The sequence below is a fragment of the Thermus brockianus genome (assembly GCF_021462505.1).
GTDB lineage: Bacteria > Deinococcota > Deinococci > Deinococcales > Thermaceae > Thermus > Thermus hydrothermalis.
In genome coordinates this window covers 44,959-58,972 of record NZ_JAKEDV010000001.1, presented here as the reverse complement: position 1 = coordinate 58,972, position 14,014 = coordinate 44,959, and the positions used below count along the sequence as shown (strand labels likewise).

General features: G+C 68.0%; 13 protein-coding genes. 7 read left to right on the top strand and 6 right to left on the bottom strand.

The annotated features are described in order from the left end of the window. Positions 1-10: 10 nt before the first annotated feature. Genes LXN00_RS00295 through LXN00_RS00270 form a run of 6 tightly spaced genes read left to right on the top strand, consistent with a single transcriptional unit; the run spans position 11 to position 4,576 of the window. Positions 11-772: a uroporphyrinogen-III synthase gene (locus LXN00_RS00295; RefSeq protein ID WP_234503062.1), complete on the top strand. Its 762-nt coding sequence runs from the start codon at positions 11-13 to the stop codon at positions 770-772. Continuing rightward, entirely contained in the window at positions 769-1,413 is a 645-nt protein-coding gene (locus LXN00_RS00290) for a precorrin-2 dehydrogenase/sirohydrochlorin ferrochelatase family protein (protein ID WP_234503058.1), read from the top strand. Before LXN00_RS00295 ends, LXN00_RS00290 begins: the two co-directional genes overlap by 4 nt. Next, positions 1,401-2,069 (top strand): phosphoadenylyl-sulfate reductase, encoded by a 669-nt coding sequence (locus LXN00_RS00285; RefSeq protein WP_234503056.1) that lies wholly within the window; start codon positions 1,401-1,403, stop codon positions 2,067-2,069. The genes LXN00_RS00290 and LXN00_RS00285 overlap by 13 nt, the downstream gene beginning before the upstream one ends. Before the next feature lies 1 nt (position 2,070). Next, positions 2,071-2,811 carry a sulfite exporter TauE/SafE family protein gene (locus LXN00_RS00280; RefSeq protein WP_234503053.1) on the top strand — a complete coding sequence of 247 codons (741 nt, stop codon included), beginning with the start codon at positions 2,071-2,073 and terminating at the stop codon, positions 2,809-2,811. Further along, entirely contained in the window at positions 2,804-3,523 is a 720-nt protein-coding gene (gene cobA / locus LXN00_RS00275) for a uroporphyrinogen-III C-methyltransferase (protein ID WP_234503051.1), read from the top strand. Before LXN00_RS00280 ends, cobA begins: the two co-directional genes overlap by 8 nt. 3 nt (positions 3,524-3,526) lie before the next feature. Continuing rightward, positions 3,527-4,576 (top strand): sulfate adenylyltransferase, encoded by a 1,050-nt coding sequence (locus LXN00_RS00270; protein ID WP_234503048.1) that lies wholly within the window; start codon positions 3,527-3,529, stop codon positions 4,574-4,576. Here the strand turns inward: LXN00_RS00270 and LXN00_RS00265 are convergent. The 5 genes from LXN00_RS00265 to LXN00_RS00245 all read right to left on the bottom strand — a co-directional run bounded on the left by LXN00_RS00265 (position 4,554) and on the right by LXN00_RS00245 (position 11,520). Next, the gene (locus LXN00_RS00265) at positions 4,554-5,597 is read right to left on the bottom strand and encodes an LLM class flavin-dependent oxidoreductase (protein WP_234503045.1); all 1,044 of its coding nucleotides are present in this window, start codon (positions 5,595-5,597) and stop codon (positions 4,554-4,556) included. The two genes, LXN00_RS00270 and LXN00_RS00265, sit on opposite strands and share 23 nt — an antisense overlap. A gap of 56 nt (positions 5,598-5,653) precedes the next feature. Next, positions 5,654-7,189, bottom strand: coding sequence for a DEAD/DEAH box helicase (locus LXN00_RS00260; protein ID WP_234503041.1), 1,536 nt, complete (start codon positions 7,187-7,189; stop codon positions 5,654-5,656). A gap of 76 nt (positions 7,190-7,265) precedes the next feature. Next, positions 7,266-8,486: a gephyrin-like molybdotransferase Glp gene (gene glp / locus LXN00_RS00255; protein WP_234503038.1), complete on the bottom strand. Its 1,221-nt coding sequence runs from the start codon at positions 8,484-8,486 to the stop codon at positions 7,266-7,268. Between the two features lie 10 nt (positions 8,487-8,496). Continuing rightward, on the bottom strand, positions 8,497-9,846 hold the full coding sequence (locus LXN00_RS00250) for a S8 family peptidase (protein ID WP_234503035.1): 1,350 nt from the start codon (positions 9,844-9,846) through the stop codon (positions 8,497-8,499). Positions 9,847-9,855: 9 nt separating this feature from the next. Continuing rightward, the gene (locus LXN00_RS00245; RefSeq protein ID WP_234503032.1) at positions 9,856-11,520 is read right to left on the bottom strand and encodes a tetratricopeptide repeat protein; all 1,665 of its coding nucleotides are present in this window, start codon (positions 11,518-11,520) and stop codon (positions 9,856-9,858) included. 183 nt (positions 11,521-11,703) lie between these two features. On the opposite strand from LXN00_RS00245, the gene LXN00_RS00240 reads away from it, so the two are divergent. Then, on the top strand, positions 11,704-12,855 hold the full coding sequence (locus LXN00_RS00240) for a hypothetical protein (RefSeq protein ID WP_234503030.1): 1,152 nt from the start codon (positions 11,704-11,706) through the stop codon (positions 12,853-12,855). A 13-nt stretch (positions 12,856-12,868) separates the two neighbouring features. Here LXN00_RS00240 and LXN00_RS00235 read toward each other — a convergent pair whose 3' ends face one another. Then, entirely contained in the window at positions 12,869-14,011 is a 1,143-nt protein-coding gene (locus LXN00_RS00235) for an MFS transporter (RefSeq protein WP_234503027.1), read from the bottom strand. Between the last annotated feature and the right edge of the window lie 3 nt (positions 14,012-14,014).

Below are 14,014 nucleotides of genomic sequence, written 5' to 3'. Positions count from 1 at the left end.
GGAGGCCACCATGCGCATCGCCTACGCTGGCCTAAGGCGGAGGGAGGAGTTCAAGGCCCTGGCGGAAAAGCTAGGCTTCACCCCCCTGCTCCTCCCTGCCCAGACCACGGAGAAGGTACCCGTACCCGAGTACCAGGACCGCCTCCGGGAGCTTTCCCGAGGGGTGGACCTTTTCCTCGCCACCACCGGGGTTGGGGTCCGGGACCTCCTGGAAGCGGGCAAAGCCCTGGGCCTGGACCTCAAAGACCCCTTGGCCCAAGCCCACCGCCTGGCCCGGGGCGCCAAGGCGGCCCGCATCCTGCGGGAGGAAGGCCTCCCCCCCCACGCCACGGGGGACGGCACGAGCCCAAGCCTCATCCCCCTAATCCCCCAAGGCCCAGGCAGGGCAGCGCTGCAGCTTTACGGCAAACCCTTACCCCTCCTAGAGGCTGCCCTGGAGGAAAGGGGGTACCAGGTCCTCCCCCTCCTGCCCTACCGCCACCTGCCTAACCCTGAGGGCATCCGGGCCCTGGAGGAGGCCATCCGGGAAAGGGCCGTGGACGCCGTGGCCTTCGTGGCCGCCATCCAGGTGGAGTTCCTCTTTGAGGGCGCGGAGAACCCCGAAGCGCTCCGGGAAGCCCTGAACGCCCAGGTGAAGGCGGTGGCCGTGGGCCGGGTCACGGGGGATGCCCTGAGGGAATGGGGGGTAAAGCCCTTCTACGTGGACGAAACCGAGCGCTTAGGGAGCATGCTCCAGGGCTTCAAGAAAGCCCTTTTCCAGGAGGCGGTATGACCTACTTCCCCCTGATGCTAGACCTCAAGGACCGCCCTGTCCTTCTCATCGCCGGGGGTCCCGAGACCGAGGCCAAGCTCCACGCCCTCCTCCAGGCCGGGGCCCGGGTCACGGTCCTGGCCGAGGAGGACGCCTGGGGCCTCGCCGCTTTGGAAAGGGAAGGGAGGATCCGCTGGCTCCGGCGGGGCTACCGGGAGGGGGACCTCGAGGGCTACTTCCTGGTCGTAAGCCACCCCAAGGACAAGGCCATCCATCCCCGGGTGCGCCGGGAAGCGGAGGAAAGGCGCATCTTCCTGGTGGCGGTGGACGATCCAGAACACGCCAGCGCCATCCTCCCCGCCGTCCTCCGCCGGGGAGATTTCCTCGTGGCCCTTTCCACCTCCGGCGCAGCCCCGGCCCTAGCGGTGCGCCTTAAAGAGCGCCTTGCCCAGCTTTTCCCCGAAACCTATGGGGAACTTGTGGCCTTTCTCCGCACCCTAAGGCCTAAAATCGCCCAGATCCCGAGCTTTGAGGAAAGGAAGCGGCTTTGGTACCGCATCGTGGACCAGGCCCTGGAGGAACTGGACCTGGACCCCAAGGACGGCCTGGCCAAGGCCAAAGCCAAAGCAGAGGAAACCCTGGAGGAAGTATGGACAAGGTAAGGGCTGCCAAGAGCTTGGTTCAAGAAGCTTTGGCCCATAGCCAAAACCCTTGCTTCACCTGCAGCTTCCAAGCGGAGGACGTGGTGGTGCTCCACCTCCTCCTGGAAGCCAAGCCCGACATCCCCGTCCTCTTCCTGGACACCGGCTACCACTTCCCCGAGGTCTACGCCTACCGGGACGAGATGCAAAAGCTTCTCGGCTTTCGCCTCGTAAACCTGACCCCCGCCCTCTCCCGAGAGGAACAAGAAGCCCGCTTTGGGCGGCTTTACGAGAGCGACCCCCACCGCTGCTGCCAGATCCGCAAGGTGGAGCCGCTCTTCCAAGCCCTGGAAGGGTACGACACCTGGTTCACGGGGCTTAGGCGGGAGCAGTCCCCCACCCGGGCCAATCTCCAACCTTTGGAAGAAGCGGTGCTCCCTACGGGCCACCGGCTTAGGAAGGTGAGCCCCCTCTACGACTGGACGCTCAAGGAGGTCTTCGCCTACCTGGCGGTGCAGGACCTGCCCTACCTTCCCCTCTACGACCAAGGCTACCTCTCCATCGGTTGCGCCCCCTGCACCGCAAAGCCCCTGGATCCAAACGATCCGCGTTCGGGGCGTTGGGCGGGCAAGGGCAAGCTGGAGTGCGGCATCCACCTGCACGGGAAGGAGGGGTAGCATGGCCTTTCTCCTGGGCTTTCTCATCGCCTTCGCCATCGGGGTCACGGGGGTAGGCGCGGGGACCATCACCGCCCCGCTTCTCATCCTGGCCCTAGGCCTCCCCCCGGAGGTGGCGGTGGGCACCGCCCTCCTTTTCGGTTTCCTGGTGAAGATCCCGGCAGGCGGGGTTTACCTCGCCCGGAGGCAGGTGGCGCCTAGGGCGCTTGCGCTCCTCCTCCTCGGGGGGGTACCCGGGGTGCTCCTGGGAAGCCTCCTCCTCACCGGGCTCAAAGGGGCCAAGGACCTCGTCCTCCTCCTGGTGGGGCTTACCGTGGTGGCTTCCGCCGCCTTGGGGCTTTGGCGGAGCTTCCGGAAGCACGCTGCGGGCAGGGAAAGGCCCAAGCTCCTTCCCCCCGCGGCCTTCGGGATTGGCCTCGAGGTGGGCTTCTCCTCCGCCGGGGCCGGGGCCTTGGGCACCCTCCTCCTCCTCTACGCCACCCGGCTTTCCCCCCAGCAGGTGGTGGGCACGGACCTCCTCTTCGGCCTGGTCCTCTCCCTCCTGGGGGGCGGGGTGCACCTCCTCTTCGGCCAGGTGGACCCAGGCCTCCTCCTCGCCTTGGGCACCGGGGGCATCCTGGGCGCCACCCTGGGGGCCCTCTTCGCCACCCGCTTACCCCGGGAGCCCCTGCGGCTCGCCCTCCTCCTCTGGCTCCTCTTCATCGGGGGGCAACTCATCTACCGGGGGGTGGCGCATGGGTAAGGTCTACCTGGTGGGGGCAGGCCCGGGGGACCCCGAGCTCCTCACCCTCAAGGCCCACCGCCTCCTCCAGGAGGCCCCCGTGGTCCTTCACGACCGCCTGGTGGACGGGCGCATCCTGGACCTCGCCCCGGGGAAGAAGGTCTACGTGGGGAAGGAGGAGGGGGAAAGCGGGAAGCAGGCCGCCATCCACCGCCTCCTCCTCCACTACGCCCGCCGCTACCCCTTTGTGGTGCGCCTGAAGGGCGGGGACCCCTTCGTCTTCGGCCGGGGCGGGGAGGAAGCGCTTTTCCTTCTGCGGCACGGGATCCCCGTGGAGGTGGTACCGGGGGTGAGCAGCCTGCTCGCTACGGGCCTGCCCCTCACCCACCGGGGCCTGGCCCACGGCTTCGCCGCCGTGTCCGGCGTGGTGGAAGGGGGCGGCTACCCCGACCTCCGGCCCTTCGCCCAGGCTCCCACCCTGGTGGTGCTCATGGGGGTAAAAAGGCGGGTCTGGATCGCCCAGGAACTCCTACGTCTAGGCCGGAATCCAGAAGAGCCCACCCTCTTCGTGGAACAGGCCACCACGCCTAAGGAGCGCCGCATCCCCGCCCGCCTGGGCGAGGTAGCCCAAGGCAAGGTGGCCGTGGAAGCCCCCGCCCTCTGGATCCTGGGAGAAGCGGTGCGGGTCTTTGAGGAGGCCCGCTTAGAAGCCGAAGCGCTTCTACGGAGGTAGCCCATGGTGGATACGCTTCCCACGTTGGAGATTGGCGAGGACGAGCGCCTGGACCTGGAAAACCTGGCCACGGGGGCCTTCGCCCCCCTCCAAGGCTTCTTGACCCGGGAGGAGGCCCTGAGCGTGGCCGAAACCATGCGCCTGCCCACGGGGGAGGTCTGGACCCTTCCCATCCTCCTGCAGACCCCCGAGAAACCCCGGGTGGGCCCAGGGGACACCGTGGCCCTGGTCCACGGAGGGGAACGGGTGGCGCTCCTACACGTGCAGGATGTGTACGCCTTGGACCTGAGGCGCCTGGCCAAGCAGGTCTTCGGCACGGAAAGCGAGGCCCACCCCGGGGTGGCCCGGCTCTACGCCAAAGGCCCTTATGCCCTGGGGGGGAAGGTGGAAGTCCTAAAGTTCAGGGCGCGTAGCCCTCTGGAGAAAACCCCCGAGGAGGCCAAGGCCCTCTTCCGGGAATGGGGGTGGAGGCGGGTGGTGGCCTTCCAGACCCGCAACGCCCCCCACCGGGCCCACGAGTACCTGATCCGGCTCGGCCTGGAGCTGGCGGACGGGGTTCTCGTCCACCCCATCCTGGGGGCCAAGAAGGCGGACGACTTCCCCACGGAGGTGATCCTCCAGGCCTACCAGGCCCTCATCCATGGGTTTCTCCCCCAAAACCGGGTGGCCCTCTTCGGCCTCGCCACCCCCATGCGCTACGCCGGGCCCAAAGAAGCGGTCTTCCACGCCCTGGTGCGCAAGAACTTCGGGGCCACCCACTTCCTGGTGGGCCGGGACCACGCCGGGGTGGGGGACTTCTACGATCCCTACGCCGCCCACCGCATCTTTGACGAGCTTCCCCCCTTGGGCATAGAGATCCTCCGGGTGGGGGCCGTCTTCCATTGCGCCCTCTGCGGCGGCATCGCCTCGGAAAGGACCTGCCCCGAAGCGCACCGGGAAAAGCGCCTTTCCATCAGCATGACCAAGGTGCGCGCCCTCCTGCGGGAAGGGAAGGCTCCACCCCCCGAGCTGGTGCGGCCCGAACTCCTCCCTATCCTGCGGCAGGGGGTGTAGCGAGGGCTTTCCGCACCCGGGGCAGGACCTCTCCGCCCAAAAGCTCAATGGCCCGAAGCACCTTAGTGTGGGGCAGGGTGCCCACGGTGAGCTGGAGCACGAGCCCTTCAGGGCGGAAGAGCTCGTACCAGTAAAGGGCCTTCTCCGCCACCCTAAGGGGGTCGCCGATGAAGTCGGCCCCCTCGAGGCCCCGGGACCAGGCGAAGTAGCTGAGGTCCACAGGCCGCCAGCCCCGCTCCCGCCCGATCCGGTTCATCACCTCCAGGAAGGCGGGAGCGGCAAGGCGGAAGGCCTCGGCGTCGTCCTCGGCCAAGAAGCCGTGGGCCGCAAGGGCGAGCCTGGAGGTGTGGCCGTGTTCCAGGGCCGTTTTCCGGTAAAGCTCCACGAAGGGCAGGAAGCGCTTGGGGCTTCCGGCGATGATGGCGAGGACCAAGGGAAGCCCGAGCTTCCCGGCGCGCACCGCCGACTCGGGGCTCCCCCCCGCCGCCACCCAAAGGGGCAGGGGGTTCTGCTTGGGTCTCGGGTACACCCCAAGGCCGGGGATGGGCTTGGTGAAGCGCCCCCCGGGCCAAAAGACCCTTTCCTCTTCCCGGAGCTTCAGGAGAAGGGCAAGCTTCTCCTCAAAAAGGGCCTCGTAGTCCCGGAGGTCGTACCCAAAAAGCGGGAAGGACTCCACAAACGAACCCCGCCCCACCCAAAGCTCCGCCCTGCCCCCCGAGAGGAGGTCCAAGGTGGCAAACTGCTCAAATACCCGGATGGGGTCCTCGGAGGAAAGGACCACCACGGCGCTGGCAAGCCTTATGCGCCGCGTGCGGGCCGCTAGGGCGGCCAGCACCACCGCCGGGGCCGAAACCACGTAGTCCTCCCGGTGGTGCTCCCCCACGGCGAAGAGGGAAAGCCCCACTTCGTCGGCCAGCTCCGCCTCCTCCAAAAGGCGCTCTAGCCTTTCCTCCGCCGTGGGAGGGCGGCCCAGCCCGGGGTCAAAGGTGCGCTCGCCAAAGGTGTAAAGGCCCAGCTCCATGCCCTGAGGATAGGCGAACGCTTTATTTTTGAAAGCGCCCTAGGCCACCCTGGGCCCTACGCCCGTGCCCGGCGCCGGCTGGGTGCGGCCTCGGGCAAGGCCTCCACCCGCTTGGCCCTTTCCAGCTTGATCCCCTGCACCTCGGCCAGCCGGGGCAGGTCCTGGGGACGGAGGTCCACGTAGAAACCCTCCTCCCCTTGGGCGATCTTCCCCACCTCGAGGCCCCGCTCCTTCAAGAGGGCCACAAGCCGGGGCAGGGTAAGCCGGGGCCCTGTAGCCTTGAAGGTGAGCCAGCCCTCCTCCCCCGTGAGGAGGCTTTTCTCCTTGGGCGCCCCGCCCAAGAGGAGGGCCATGATGGCGGCCACCACCTCCACCCGCCCCTCGGCGAAAAGCCTCCCGGCAAAGTCCAGATAGGGCTTGTAGTCCCGCTCCGGCACCCGGGCCAGGCGGGCCAGGAGGTGGTGCCACTTGGCCTCCAGCACCTCCTCGGGGGTGGGGGGGTTCACCCGCTTGAAGGTGCGGCCCACCGCCCGCTCCAGCTCCGAGAGCTCCCGCTTCTCCCGGGCCCCGTAAAGGACCACCACCTCGCCCCCTCGCCCGGCCCGGCCCGTGCGTCCCGAACGGTGCTGGTAGGTTTCCACCTTGTCGGGCAGGCGGTAGTGGACCACCAGGTCCACCTCGGGGATGTCCAGGCCCCGGGCGGCCACGTCCGTGGCCACCAGAACCCGCACCTCCCCCTCGCGGAAGGCCCGCATGACCCGCTCCCGGTCCGTCTGGGAAAGGTCCCCGTGGATGGCCCGGGCCGGATGGCCCAGGCGCAGGAGCCCCGTGGCCACCTCCTCGGTTTCCGCCTTGGTGCGGGTGAAGACGATGGCCCGCTTGGGCGCCTTCACGTAAAGGAGGTCGGAAAGCAGGGCCAGCCGGTCCCCCGGGGCCAGGATGGCCTCCTCCTGGTAGGTAACCCCCTCCTCCCGCACCACGTTGATGACCACGGGGGCTTTCATGTAGCGCTCGGCGAGCCTCCGGGCCCAGGAAGGCAGGGTGGCGGAGAAGAGGAGGGTCTGCCGCGCGGGAGGGGTAGCGGAAAGGATGGCCTCCACCTCTTCCTCAAAGCCCATGGAAAGCATCTCGTCCGCCTCGTCCAAGACGGCGATCTTCACCTCGGAAAGGTCCAAGACCCCTTGCCTTAGGTAGTCCAGGGCCCGCCCCGGGGTGGCCACCACCACGTCCGCCCCCCGGGCCAGCTCCTCCTTCTGCTTGCCGTAGCCGGTGCCCCCGTAGACCGCCACCACCTTGAGGTGGGGGGCCACCGCCGCCACCTCCCCCGCCACTTGGAGGGCAAGCTCCCGGGTGGGGGTGAGGATGAGGGCCCTGGGCTTCCTTCCCCGCACGGGGCTCGGCTCCAGGGCCTGGGCGATGGGCAGGGCGAAGGCCAGGGTCTTGCCGGTGCCCGTGCGGGCCTGGCCGATGAGGTCCTTGCCCTCCAGGGCCAAGGGGAGGGCGGCCGCCTGAATGGGGGTAGGGGCGGTAATGCCCCGCCGGGCCAAGGCTTCCTTGATCTCTTCCTTCAGGGGAAAGTCTTTGAACTCCATTCTCGCTCGCTTCCCGGGCCCCACCCGCGCCCGAAAAGGAGGGGTAAAGCCCGTAAAACCTTTTGAGTTTAGTGAACTAAAGCACGAGCACGCATGTCAAGGGGATGACCTCCACCACCTCCCCCTCCCGGGCGTCCTGGTCCGGGGGGAGGACCACCAAGGCGTTGCCGAAGGCCATGGAGCGGAGGACCCCGCTGCTTTGGTTGCCCGTGGTGCGCACCACGAGCTCCTCCTCAAAGGAGAGCACCCCCCGCCGGAAGACCTTCTTCCCCTTGGCCCCCTTGAAGGGGGTGAGGGCCTTGGCCTTCAGGGAGCGGTAAGGGGGGTCGGTGCGCTCCTGGAGGCGGAAGAGGAAGGGCCTCCCGTAGAGGAAGAAGGTGACCATGCTGGACACGGGGTTGCCCGGGAGGCCCAAGACGGGCAGGCCCCCAAGCCGGGCAAGGAGCAAGGGCCCTCCGGGTTGCTGCTTCACCTTCCAGAAGACCACCTCCCCCCTTTCCTCCAAGACCTTGCGCACCACATCGTATTCCCCCATGGAAACCCCGCCTGAGGTGAGGAGGAGGTCCAAAGGCCCCGCCGCCTCCAAGCGGGCCAGCACCTCCTCGGGGCGGTCCGCCACCTTGCCCAGGAGGACGGGCTCGCCCCCCGCCTCGAGGACCAACCCCAGGAGGCTATAGGCGTTGGAGTTGTACACCCCACCAAAGGGCAAGGGCTCCCCCGGTTCCACCACCTCGTCCCCCGTGGAGAGGATCCCCACCCGGGGCCGGCGGAAGACCCTGAGGCGGGGGTAGCCCATGGCCGCCGCCAGGCCCAGCCTCCCGGGCGTGAGGAAATCCCCCCGCCTCAGGTAGACCTCTCCCCGCTTCAGGTCATCCCCCTTGGGCCGGATGTCCTTGGGGCTCGCCGGGGCGAAGAGGAGGACGTCCTCCCCTTCCCGCCGCGTGTCCTCCACCCGAACAACGGCGTTGGCCCCCTGGGGAATGGGGGCTCCCGTGTACACCGCCACCGCCTCCCCCTTCCCCACTCTGCCCCCGAAGGGCCGCCCCGCCGGGGACTCCCCGATGACCCGAAGGCGCACGGGGTTCGCCTGCGAAGCCCCAAGGGTGTCCTCCTCCCGGCAGGCGTAGCCGTCCACGGCGGTATCGTCCTGGTCCGGGTGGTCCACCCGGGAGGCGAGGTCCTCCGCCAGGACCCGGCCGTAGGCCTCCCTTAAGGGAACCTCCTCCACGGGCAAAGGCGCCTTGGCCTCCGAAAGCACCAGGGCTAGGGCTTCCTCCACGCTGAGGTTCGCGCGCATAACCCAAAGTTTAAGGTAGGCGCAAAGCCCCCGCCCCCACCGCCTCCTCGGGATAGGGAAGGGGCTTGGCCCAGGATTTGAGAAGCTCCTCGTAGGCTCTAGGAGGCAAGCCTGGCCTTTCCTCCATGAGGAGGGCCAAGGCTCCCGCTACCCAAGGCGCGGCAAAGGAGCTTCCCCGGCACACCGCCTCCTTGCCCCCCGGCCCCCGGCAAGCCAACCCTTCCCCCGGGGCAAGGAGGTCCAGGTATGGCCCCCAGGTGCTGAAGGCCGCAGGCCCTTGGAAGCGGGCGTCCAAGGCGCCCACGGCCAAAAGCCCTGGGAGGTCAAAGGCGGCGGGGTAGTGGGCGGGGCCCCGAGGCCCCTGGTTGCCCCCCGCCGCCACCACCCCCACCCCTTCCGCCAAGGCCCTGCGCAACAGGCCTTCCAGGGCTTCCACCGGCGTGTCTCCCCCTAGGCTCAGGTTGAGGACCAGGGGCCTAGGCCCCCCAAGGGCGTAGCAGATCCCCTGGATCACGCGGCTTGCCCGGCATACCCCTTGGCTGTCGCACACCCGCACGGGCATGATTTGGGCCTCCGGGGCCACCCGCAGGACCAGGGAGGCCACCTGCGTGCCGTGCCCACCGGGAAAGGCGTCCTGGGGGAGGGCATCCCCTTCCACGAAGTCGTACCCGGGGAGGAACCGCCCTTCGGGAAGAGCCTCCACCCCGGTGTCCAGCACCGCCACCGCCACGCTTCCCCCTCGGAAGCCCCGCACCCAAAAGCCGCCTGCCCCAACAGGTTCAACCCCCTCCAGGTCCAACGACCAGAGGCTTTCCGGATCCGCCTTGTACATGGGGTCTTGGGCCTCGAGGGTTTCTAGGGCAAGGCCCAAGGGAAGGCCCCCCACACCCAACCGGTAGAACCGCAGGCCGCACGGTCCTAAGCTTCCCTCCTCCAACACCCGAAAGCCAGGGGGCAGGCTCACTGGCTTCCCCTCCGGCAGGAAGAGGAGCGCCTCTTCCCGCACCACCTGGCCCAAGACCACCAGCTCCGCCTCCACCGCGGGGCTCCCCTGCGCCCGGACCCGCCGCTTTCCCCCGGGAACCCCTGGAACCCGGAAACGCACCTCCCCGGGCCGCCGCTCCACCACCGCGGCCTCCACCCCATCCACGGTCACGCGGACCCTCTCTGGGGAAAGCTCCCCAATACCCAGGCGCACCTCCTCCCCCACCATAGCCCTGCGGGGATAAAGGACCCCCGGAGGCAAGGAGGCAACCTTCTCCTGGAAAAGACCTAGGGCGAAAAGAAAGGCCCCGCCCAAAAGCAGCAGCAACCCCCCCAACAAGCCCCAGGGCACATCGGGGGCAGGTTTGGTCTCCATAGGGGAATTTTATCCAAGGCGGGCCATGCGCTCCCGGTACCGCTCGGCAAGGGCCTCGTGCCCCGCTTCCGCCAGGAGGGCCACCGCCTCCTCCAGGAAAGCCCCCTCCCCCCGTAGCTCGGCCAAGTTCGCCAGCACCGCCGCCGTGAGCACCACCTCCCCCGCCTCCCGGGCTAGGAGAAGGGCCCTTTGGTAGGCATCCTCCGCCTCTTCCCTGCGCCCCTGGCGATGGTAGAGGGCGCCCAGGTTGTTCGAGGCCCGGCCCAGCACCTCGAGGCTTCCCCCCTCCTCCCCAAGTTCCAAAGCCTCACGGTAGAGGCTTTCCGCAACGGCAACGTCGCCCAGCCGCTCCCGGAAAACCCCCAGGTTGAGGAGGAGTCTAGCGCGGGCCAAGGCCCCCTTGGCCCCCGAAAGCGCCTCCTGAAAGGCCCGTTCTACCACCTCGCGCGCCACCTGGCCCTCGGCCAGAGCCAGGGCGCGGTTGCCCAAAGCCCCCGCATAGCGCTCCTCCTCCCCCTGGGCCAGGAAACGCACCGCCGCCCGGGCAAAGGCCTCCGCCGCCTCCTGGAACCTGCCTTCCCCAAGGAGGAGATACCCCCTTAGGTTCCAAGCCTCCGCCGAGCCCTCCTTCGCACCCTCCAGGACCCGCCAGGCCTCTTCTCGCCGACCCAGACGGAAGGCGATGATGCCCCTCAAGAGGCGCACCTCTTCGGTTTCGGGAAGGCCCCTCAAGAGCTCCAGGGCTTCCCTGAAGCGCCCAAGCCGCTCCAACGCCCGGGCGCGCTGAAGGCGGATGGGAGGAAGGTCGGGGGCGCCCTCCAAAAGGCGCAACACGTCTTTGGGATTGCGGGAGAGAAGGGCCTGGGCCTCCGCCAAAAAGGCCTCCACCGCCCGCCCCAGGTCCTCTCCTCGGAGCAAGGGCGAAGCCAGGCGGTACAGGTACGCCGCCTCCCTCAACGGGCGCCTTCGCGCCAACACGAGGGCTTCTTCCCGGGCCTCGAGGCCTAAAGGGGGCTCCAGGAGAGGCCTGCCCCTGGCGTCCACAAGGCCCCGAAGCCGCAGCCGGACCAGGGTTTCCCCCCCAGGTATCTCCCCACCAAGGAGTAGGCGGAAGAAGGCCCGCCGGTCCTCCTCAGGCAAGAGGAACCGCGCCAAGCGGGGTAGGCGCGGGGGCTCAAGCAGCCCGGGTAGGGAAGCGAGGCGCTCCCAAAGGGCCTCCGCTTCCTCCCAAAAGCCTAGGGCGGCTAAACCCGTGGCAGCGCGCTTGACCCCCTGGGCCACCTTTCGCGCCACCGCTTCCCGTTTGCGCCACACCCACTCCTCCAGTTCCTCCGGAAGCCTTAGGGTAAGGCGTTCCAGGAAAGCCCCGCGGTAAAGACGCAGGGCCTCCTCTACCCTCCCCTCCTTAAGGGCCTGGAAGACGAGGGGCAGGTCTAGGTCCACCCGGGCGGCCAACACCTCCTCCCCCACCACCACCCCAAGCGGGCGAAGCTGCAACAAGGCCACGGCCAGGCTGTTGAGGGCATCCCGGGCCCGGGGCCAGAAGAGCTCCGCCAGGTGGCGGCGGGGCTTAGGGCCCTCCACCGCCAGGTAGGCCAGGAGGAGCAGGGGCTTCTCCCGGCCAAACCGCATCCCTTCAAGCTCGGGCCCTCCCAAGGTGCGGAGAAGGGGCATGCCCCCATGCTACCCAACCCGTTCACCCTCCGCTCAGGCGCCGTTCACGCCCCCTTTGCTCTCCTAAAAGCCGGGAGGTGATCCCAGGTGCAAAGGCTTTGGCAGGCACTGGCTCTTGGAAGCGCCCTCCTTGCCGCTTGCAATGGGGGAGGGCCCAGCGGTACCCAGGTACAGGTCCAGCTGGTGAACGGGCTTAGCGAGCCCATCAACGCCACCGCCGCCGCCTACCGGGTGGGCAACGGCCCCTTCCAACCCCTAAATCCCAGCGGGCTCGGCATCTACACCTTCACCGTCCCCGCAGGGCAGGACCGCTACACCGTGGTCTTCCGTTGCCCTACCTTTGGCACGCTAAGCTCCCAGCAGGTACAGGCCGTAAGCTACGAGCTTACCCTGCAGGAAGCCACCTCTTTCAAAGTGCGCTGTTACGGGGGGTACGCGGGCCCGGAGGCCAATCTAAACCAACCCGACGACAACACCAGCAGCCGGGATTTTAGCGGAGGGTACGCCACAGCTTACTCAGCCACAACAATGGCGTCCCTTTCGGACGAAGGAACAGACGGCTCAATCAACGATATTGATAACGCCTTCCGTGTCCCCGTGGGCCAGAACCGGGAAGTGGCCATCTTCGGGGAAGTGGGAGGTACCTACTACTTTGGACGGGGCTTCTTCAACATCACCCCCACCACCACGGGCATCCCCCCGATCAACGTGAGCCCGGTGAGCGCAACCTTCACCACCTCCAGCCCCGCCCAGGCCAACCTTCTGGGCAGGGAGGTGAACATCTTCTTGGGTACAGGCTCCTCCTTCCCCAAACCTAGCTCCCTTTCAAGCGACCTCTACCAGGTTCTAACCTTTAGCGGTTCTAGCGCCGCTCTGAAGCGCATCCCCGCCCCGAACCTACCCTCCACGGTGAACATCAGCGCGCCAAGCCTCACCTTCACCCCCACCGTGCCCACACCGGCCCCAGGAGACCTTCCCACCTTCCAGGCCCTCTCCGCAAGCGGCTTCTCCGGGGGAATAGACCTCCGGGGCTACCTCCTGGTGCTGAGCTGGCCCACCGGGTCCTCCTGGCAGCACTTCGTGAGCCAGGGGGCCCTGGGAGGAACCAACTACGCCCTGCCTGACCCCACAAGCATCGCTGGGCTTAGCGCCCTCAAGCCCGCAAGCGGAGACCCGGTCAACTGGCAAGCGGTAGCCCTGGGTGTGGACCAACCCCTTGGCCACCTCCTGGCCGCCGACCCCATTCCCCAAGGGTTTGGCTTTGACCTCGTGGACCGCGGCACCGCCCTGGAGCTAGAAGCCGAAAGCGCAGGCGGCTCCTACACCCAACCTTAGGCGGCACCCTCCCCTAGGCCCCGCCTCCAGGCGGGGCCTTTTGCCGGAAGGCCCAGGGCCAGAGGGCGATGCCCAGGGCGTAAAGGGCCAAGGTGGCCCCAAAGAGGTAGTGGAAGGCACCAAGCCCTAGGGCGGCCTGGAGCTTGCCGGAAAGGGCGCTTCCTAGGGCGAAGAGGAGGCTCCAAAGGGCCGACTCCACCAGGAAGAAGCCCGCGCGCTCCTCCTCGGGTAAGTAGTCCATGACCAAGGCGGCGTAGACGGGCCCGGCAGCGTTCATCAGGGCCCCCCGCACCAAAAGGGCCAAGGTGACCACGGGAAGCCAAGGGGCCCAGGCCAAAAGGGCGAGGAAGGGAAGGGAGAGGGCCTGCACCCAGACGATGGCCCCAAGCTTCCCCACCCTATGGACCAAGAGGGGCTGGAGGAGCATGGCCCCGCCCGTGGCCAAGGAGGAAAGGGCGAAGACGAGGCCCGTGGCCCCGTAGGTGAGCCCGAACTTCTCCTTCAGGTAAAGGTTCAAAAAGGGGATGACGAGCCCCGCCCCAAAGCCGATGACCACCTGGGGCACGAGGAGGCGAAGCCACACCCCAAACCGCCCCTTTAGCCGCGGGACCTTCCCCTCCCCTTCCGGCAAGCCCAGCGCCAAGGGCACGGCCAGGAGGAAGAAGGGCAGGGCGAAAAGGAGGACGTGCCTGGCCCCCACCCACTCGGAGAGGAGGCCGGCGAGCAGGGTGGAGAAAAAGCCGCTCGCCGTGGTGAGGGCCGCCTGCAGGCTGAAAAGGGCCACCCGCCTTTCCGGGGGCACGAGCCGCGCCATGAGGGGGGCCGCCGCCCCCTGCAAGAGCGCCCCCGCCAGGCCGTACCCCCCGAGGGCGGGAAAGACCAAAAGGCCAAGCCCGAGGAGCACCCCGCTCCCCGCCGCCAGGAAGAAGGCCAAGTAAAGGCTTTTCAGGTAGCCCAGGCGGGGGATGAGGTAGGCAAGGGGCAGGGCGGACACCACCCCCACGAGGAGGAGGAGTGCCTGGGCGTAGCCGATGTGGGCCCGGGTGTACCCCAGGGCCTCGAGGTGAAAGTTCAGGAAAAAGTAAACCAGGTTGGCCCCGAAGGACCAAAGAAAGCTCGCCAGCACAAAGCGGTACGCGGGGGAAAGCCCCTTCAACGA

Excerpts from the sequence above, each read along its gene's own strand:
- LXN00_RS00295 (WP_234503062.1), top strand. The coding sequence starts at position 11 with ATGCGCATCGCCTACGCTGGCCTAAGGCGGAGGGAGGAGTTCAAGGCC.
- LXN00_RS00290 (WP_234503058.1), top strand. The coding sequence starts at position 769 with ATGACCTACTTCCCCCTGATGCTAGACCTCAAGGACCGCCCTGTCCTT.
- LXN00_RS00285 (WP_234503056.1), top strand. The coding sequence starts at position 1,401 with ATGGACAAGGTAAGGGCTGCCAAGAGCTTGGTTCAAGAAGCTTTGGCC.
- LXN00_RS00280 (WP_234503053.1), top strand. The coding sequence starts at position 2,071 with ATGGCCTTTCTCCTGGGCTTTCTCATCGCCTTCGCCATCGGGGTCACG.
- cobA (WP_234503051.1), top strand. The coding sequence starts at position 2,804 with ATGGGTAAGGTCTACCTGGTGGGGGCAGGCCCGGGGGACCCCGAGCTC.
- LXN00_RS00270 (WP_234503048.1), top strand. The coding sequence starts at position 3,527 with ATGGTGGATACGCTTCCCACGTTGGAGATTGGCGAGGACGAGCGCCTG.
- LXN00_RS00265 (WP_234503045.1), bottom strand. The coding sequence starts at position 5,597 with ATGGAGCTGGGCCTTTACACCTTTGGCGAGCGCACCTTTGACCCCGGG.
- LXN00_RS00260 (WP_234503041.1), bottom strand. The coding sequence starts at position 7,189 with ATGGAGTTCAAAGACTTTCCCCTGAAGGAAGAGATCAAGGAAGCCTTG.
- glp (WP_234503038.1), bottom strand. The coding sequence starts at position 8,486 with ATGCGCGCGAACCTCAGCGTGGAGGAAGCCCTAGCCCTGGTGCTTTCG.
- LXN00_RS00250 (WP_234503035.1), bottom strand. The coding sequence starts at position 9,846 with ATGGAGACCAAACCTGCCCCCGATGTGCCCTGGGGCTTGTTGGGGGGG.
- LXN00_RS00245 (WP_234503032.1), bottom strand. The coding sequence starts at position 11,520 with ATGCCCCTTCTCCGCACCTTGGGAGGGCCCGAGCTTGAAGGGATGCGG.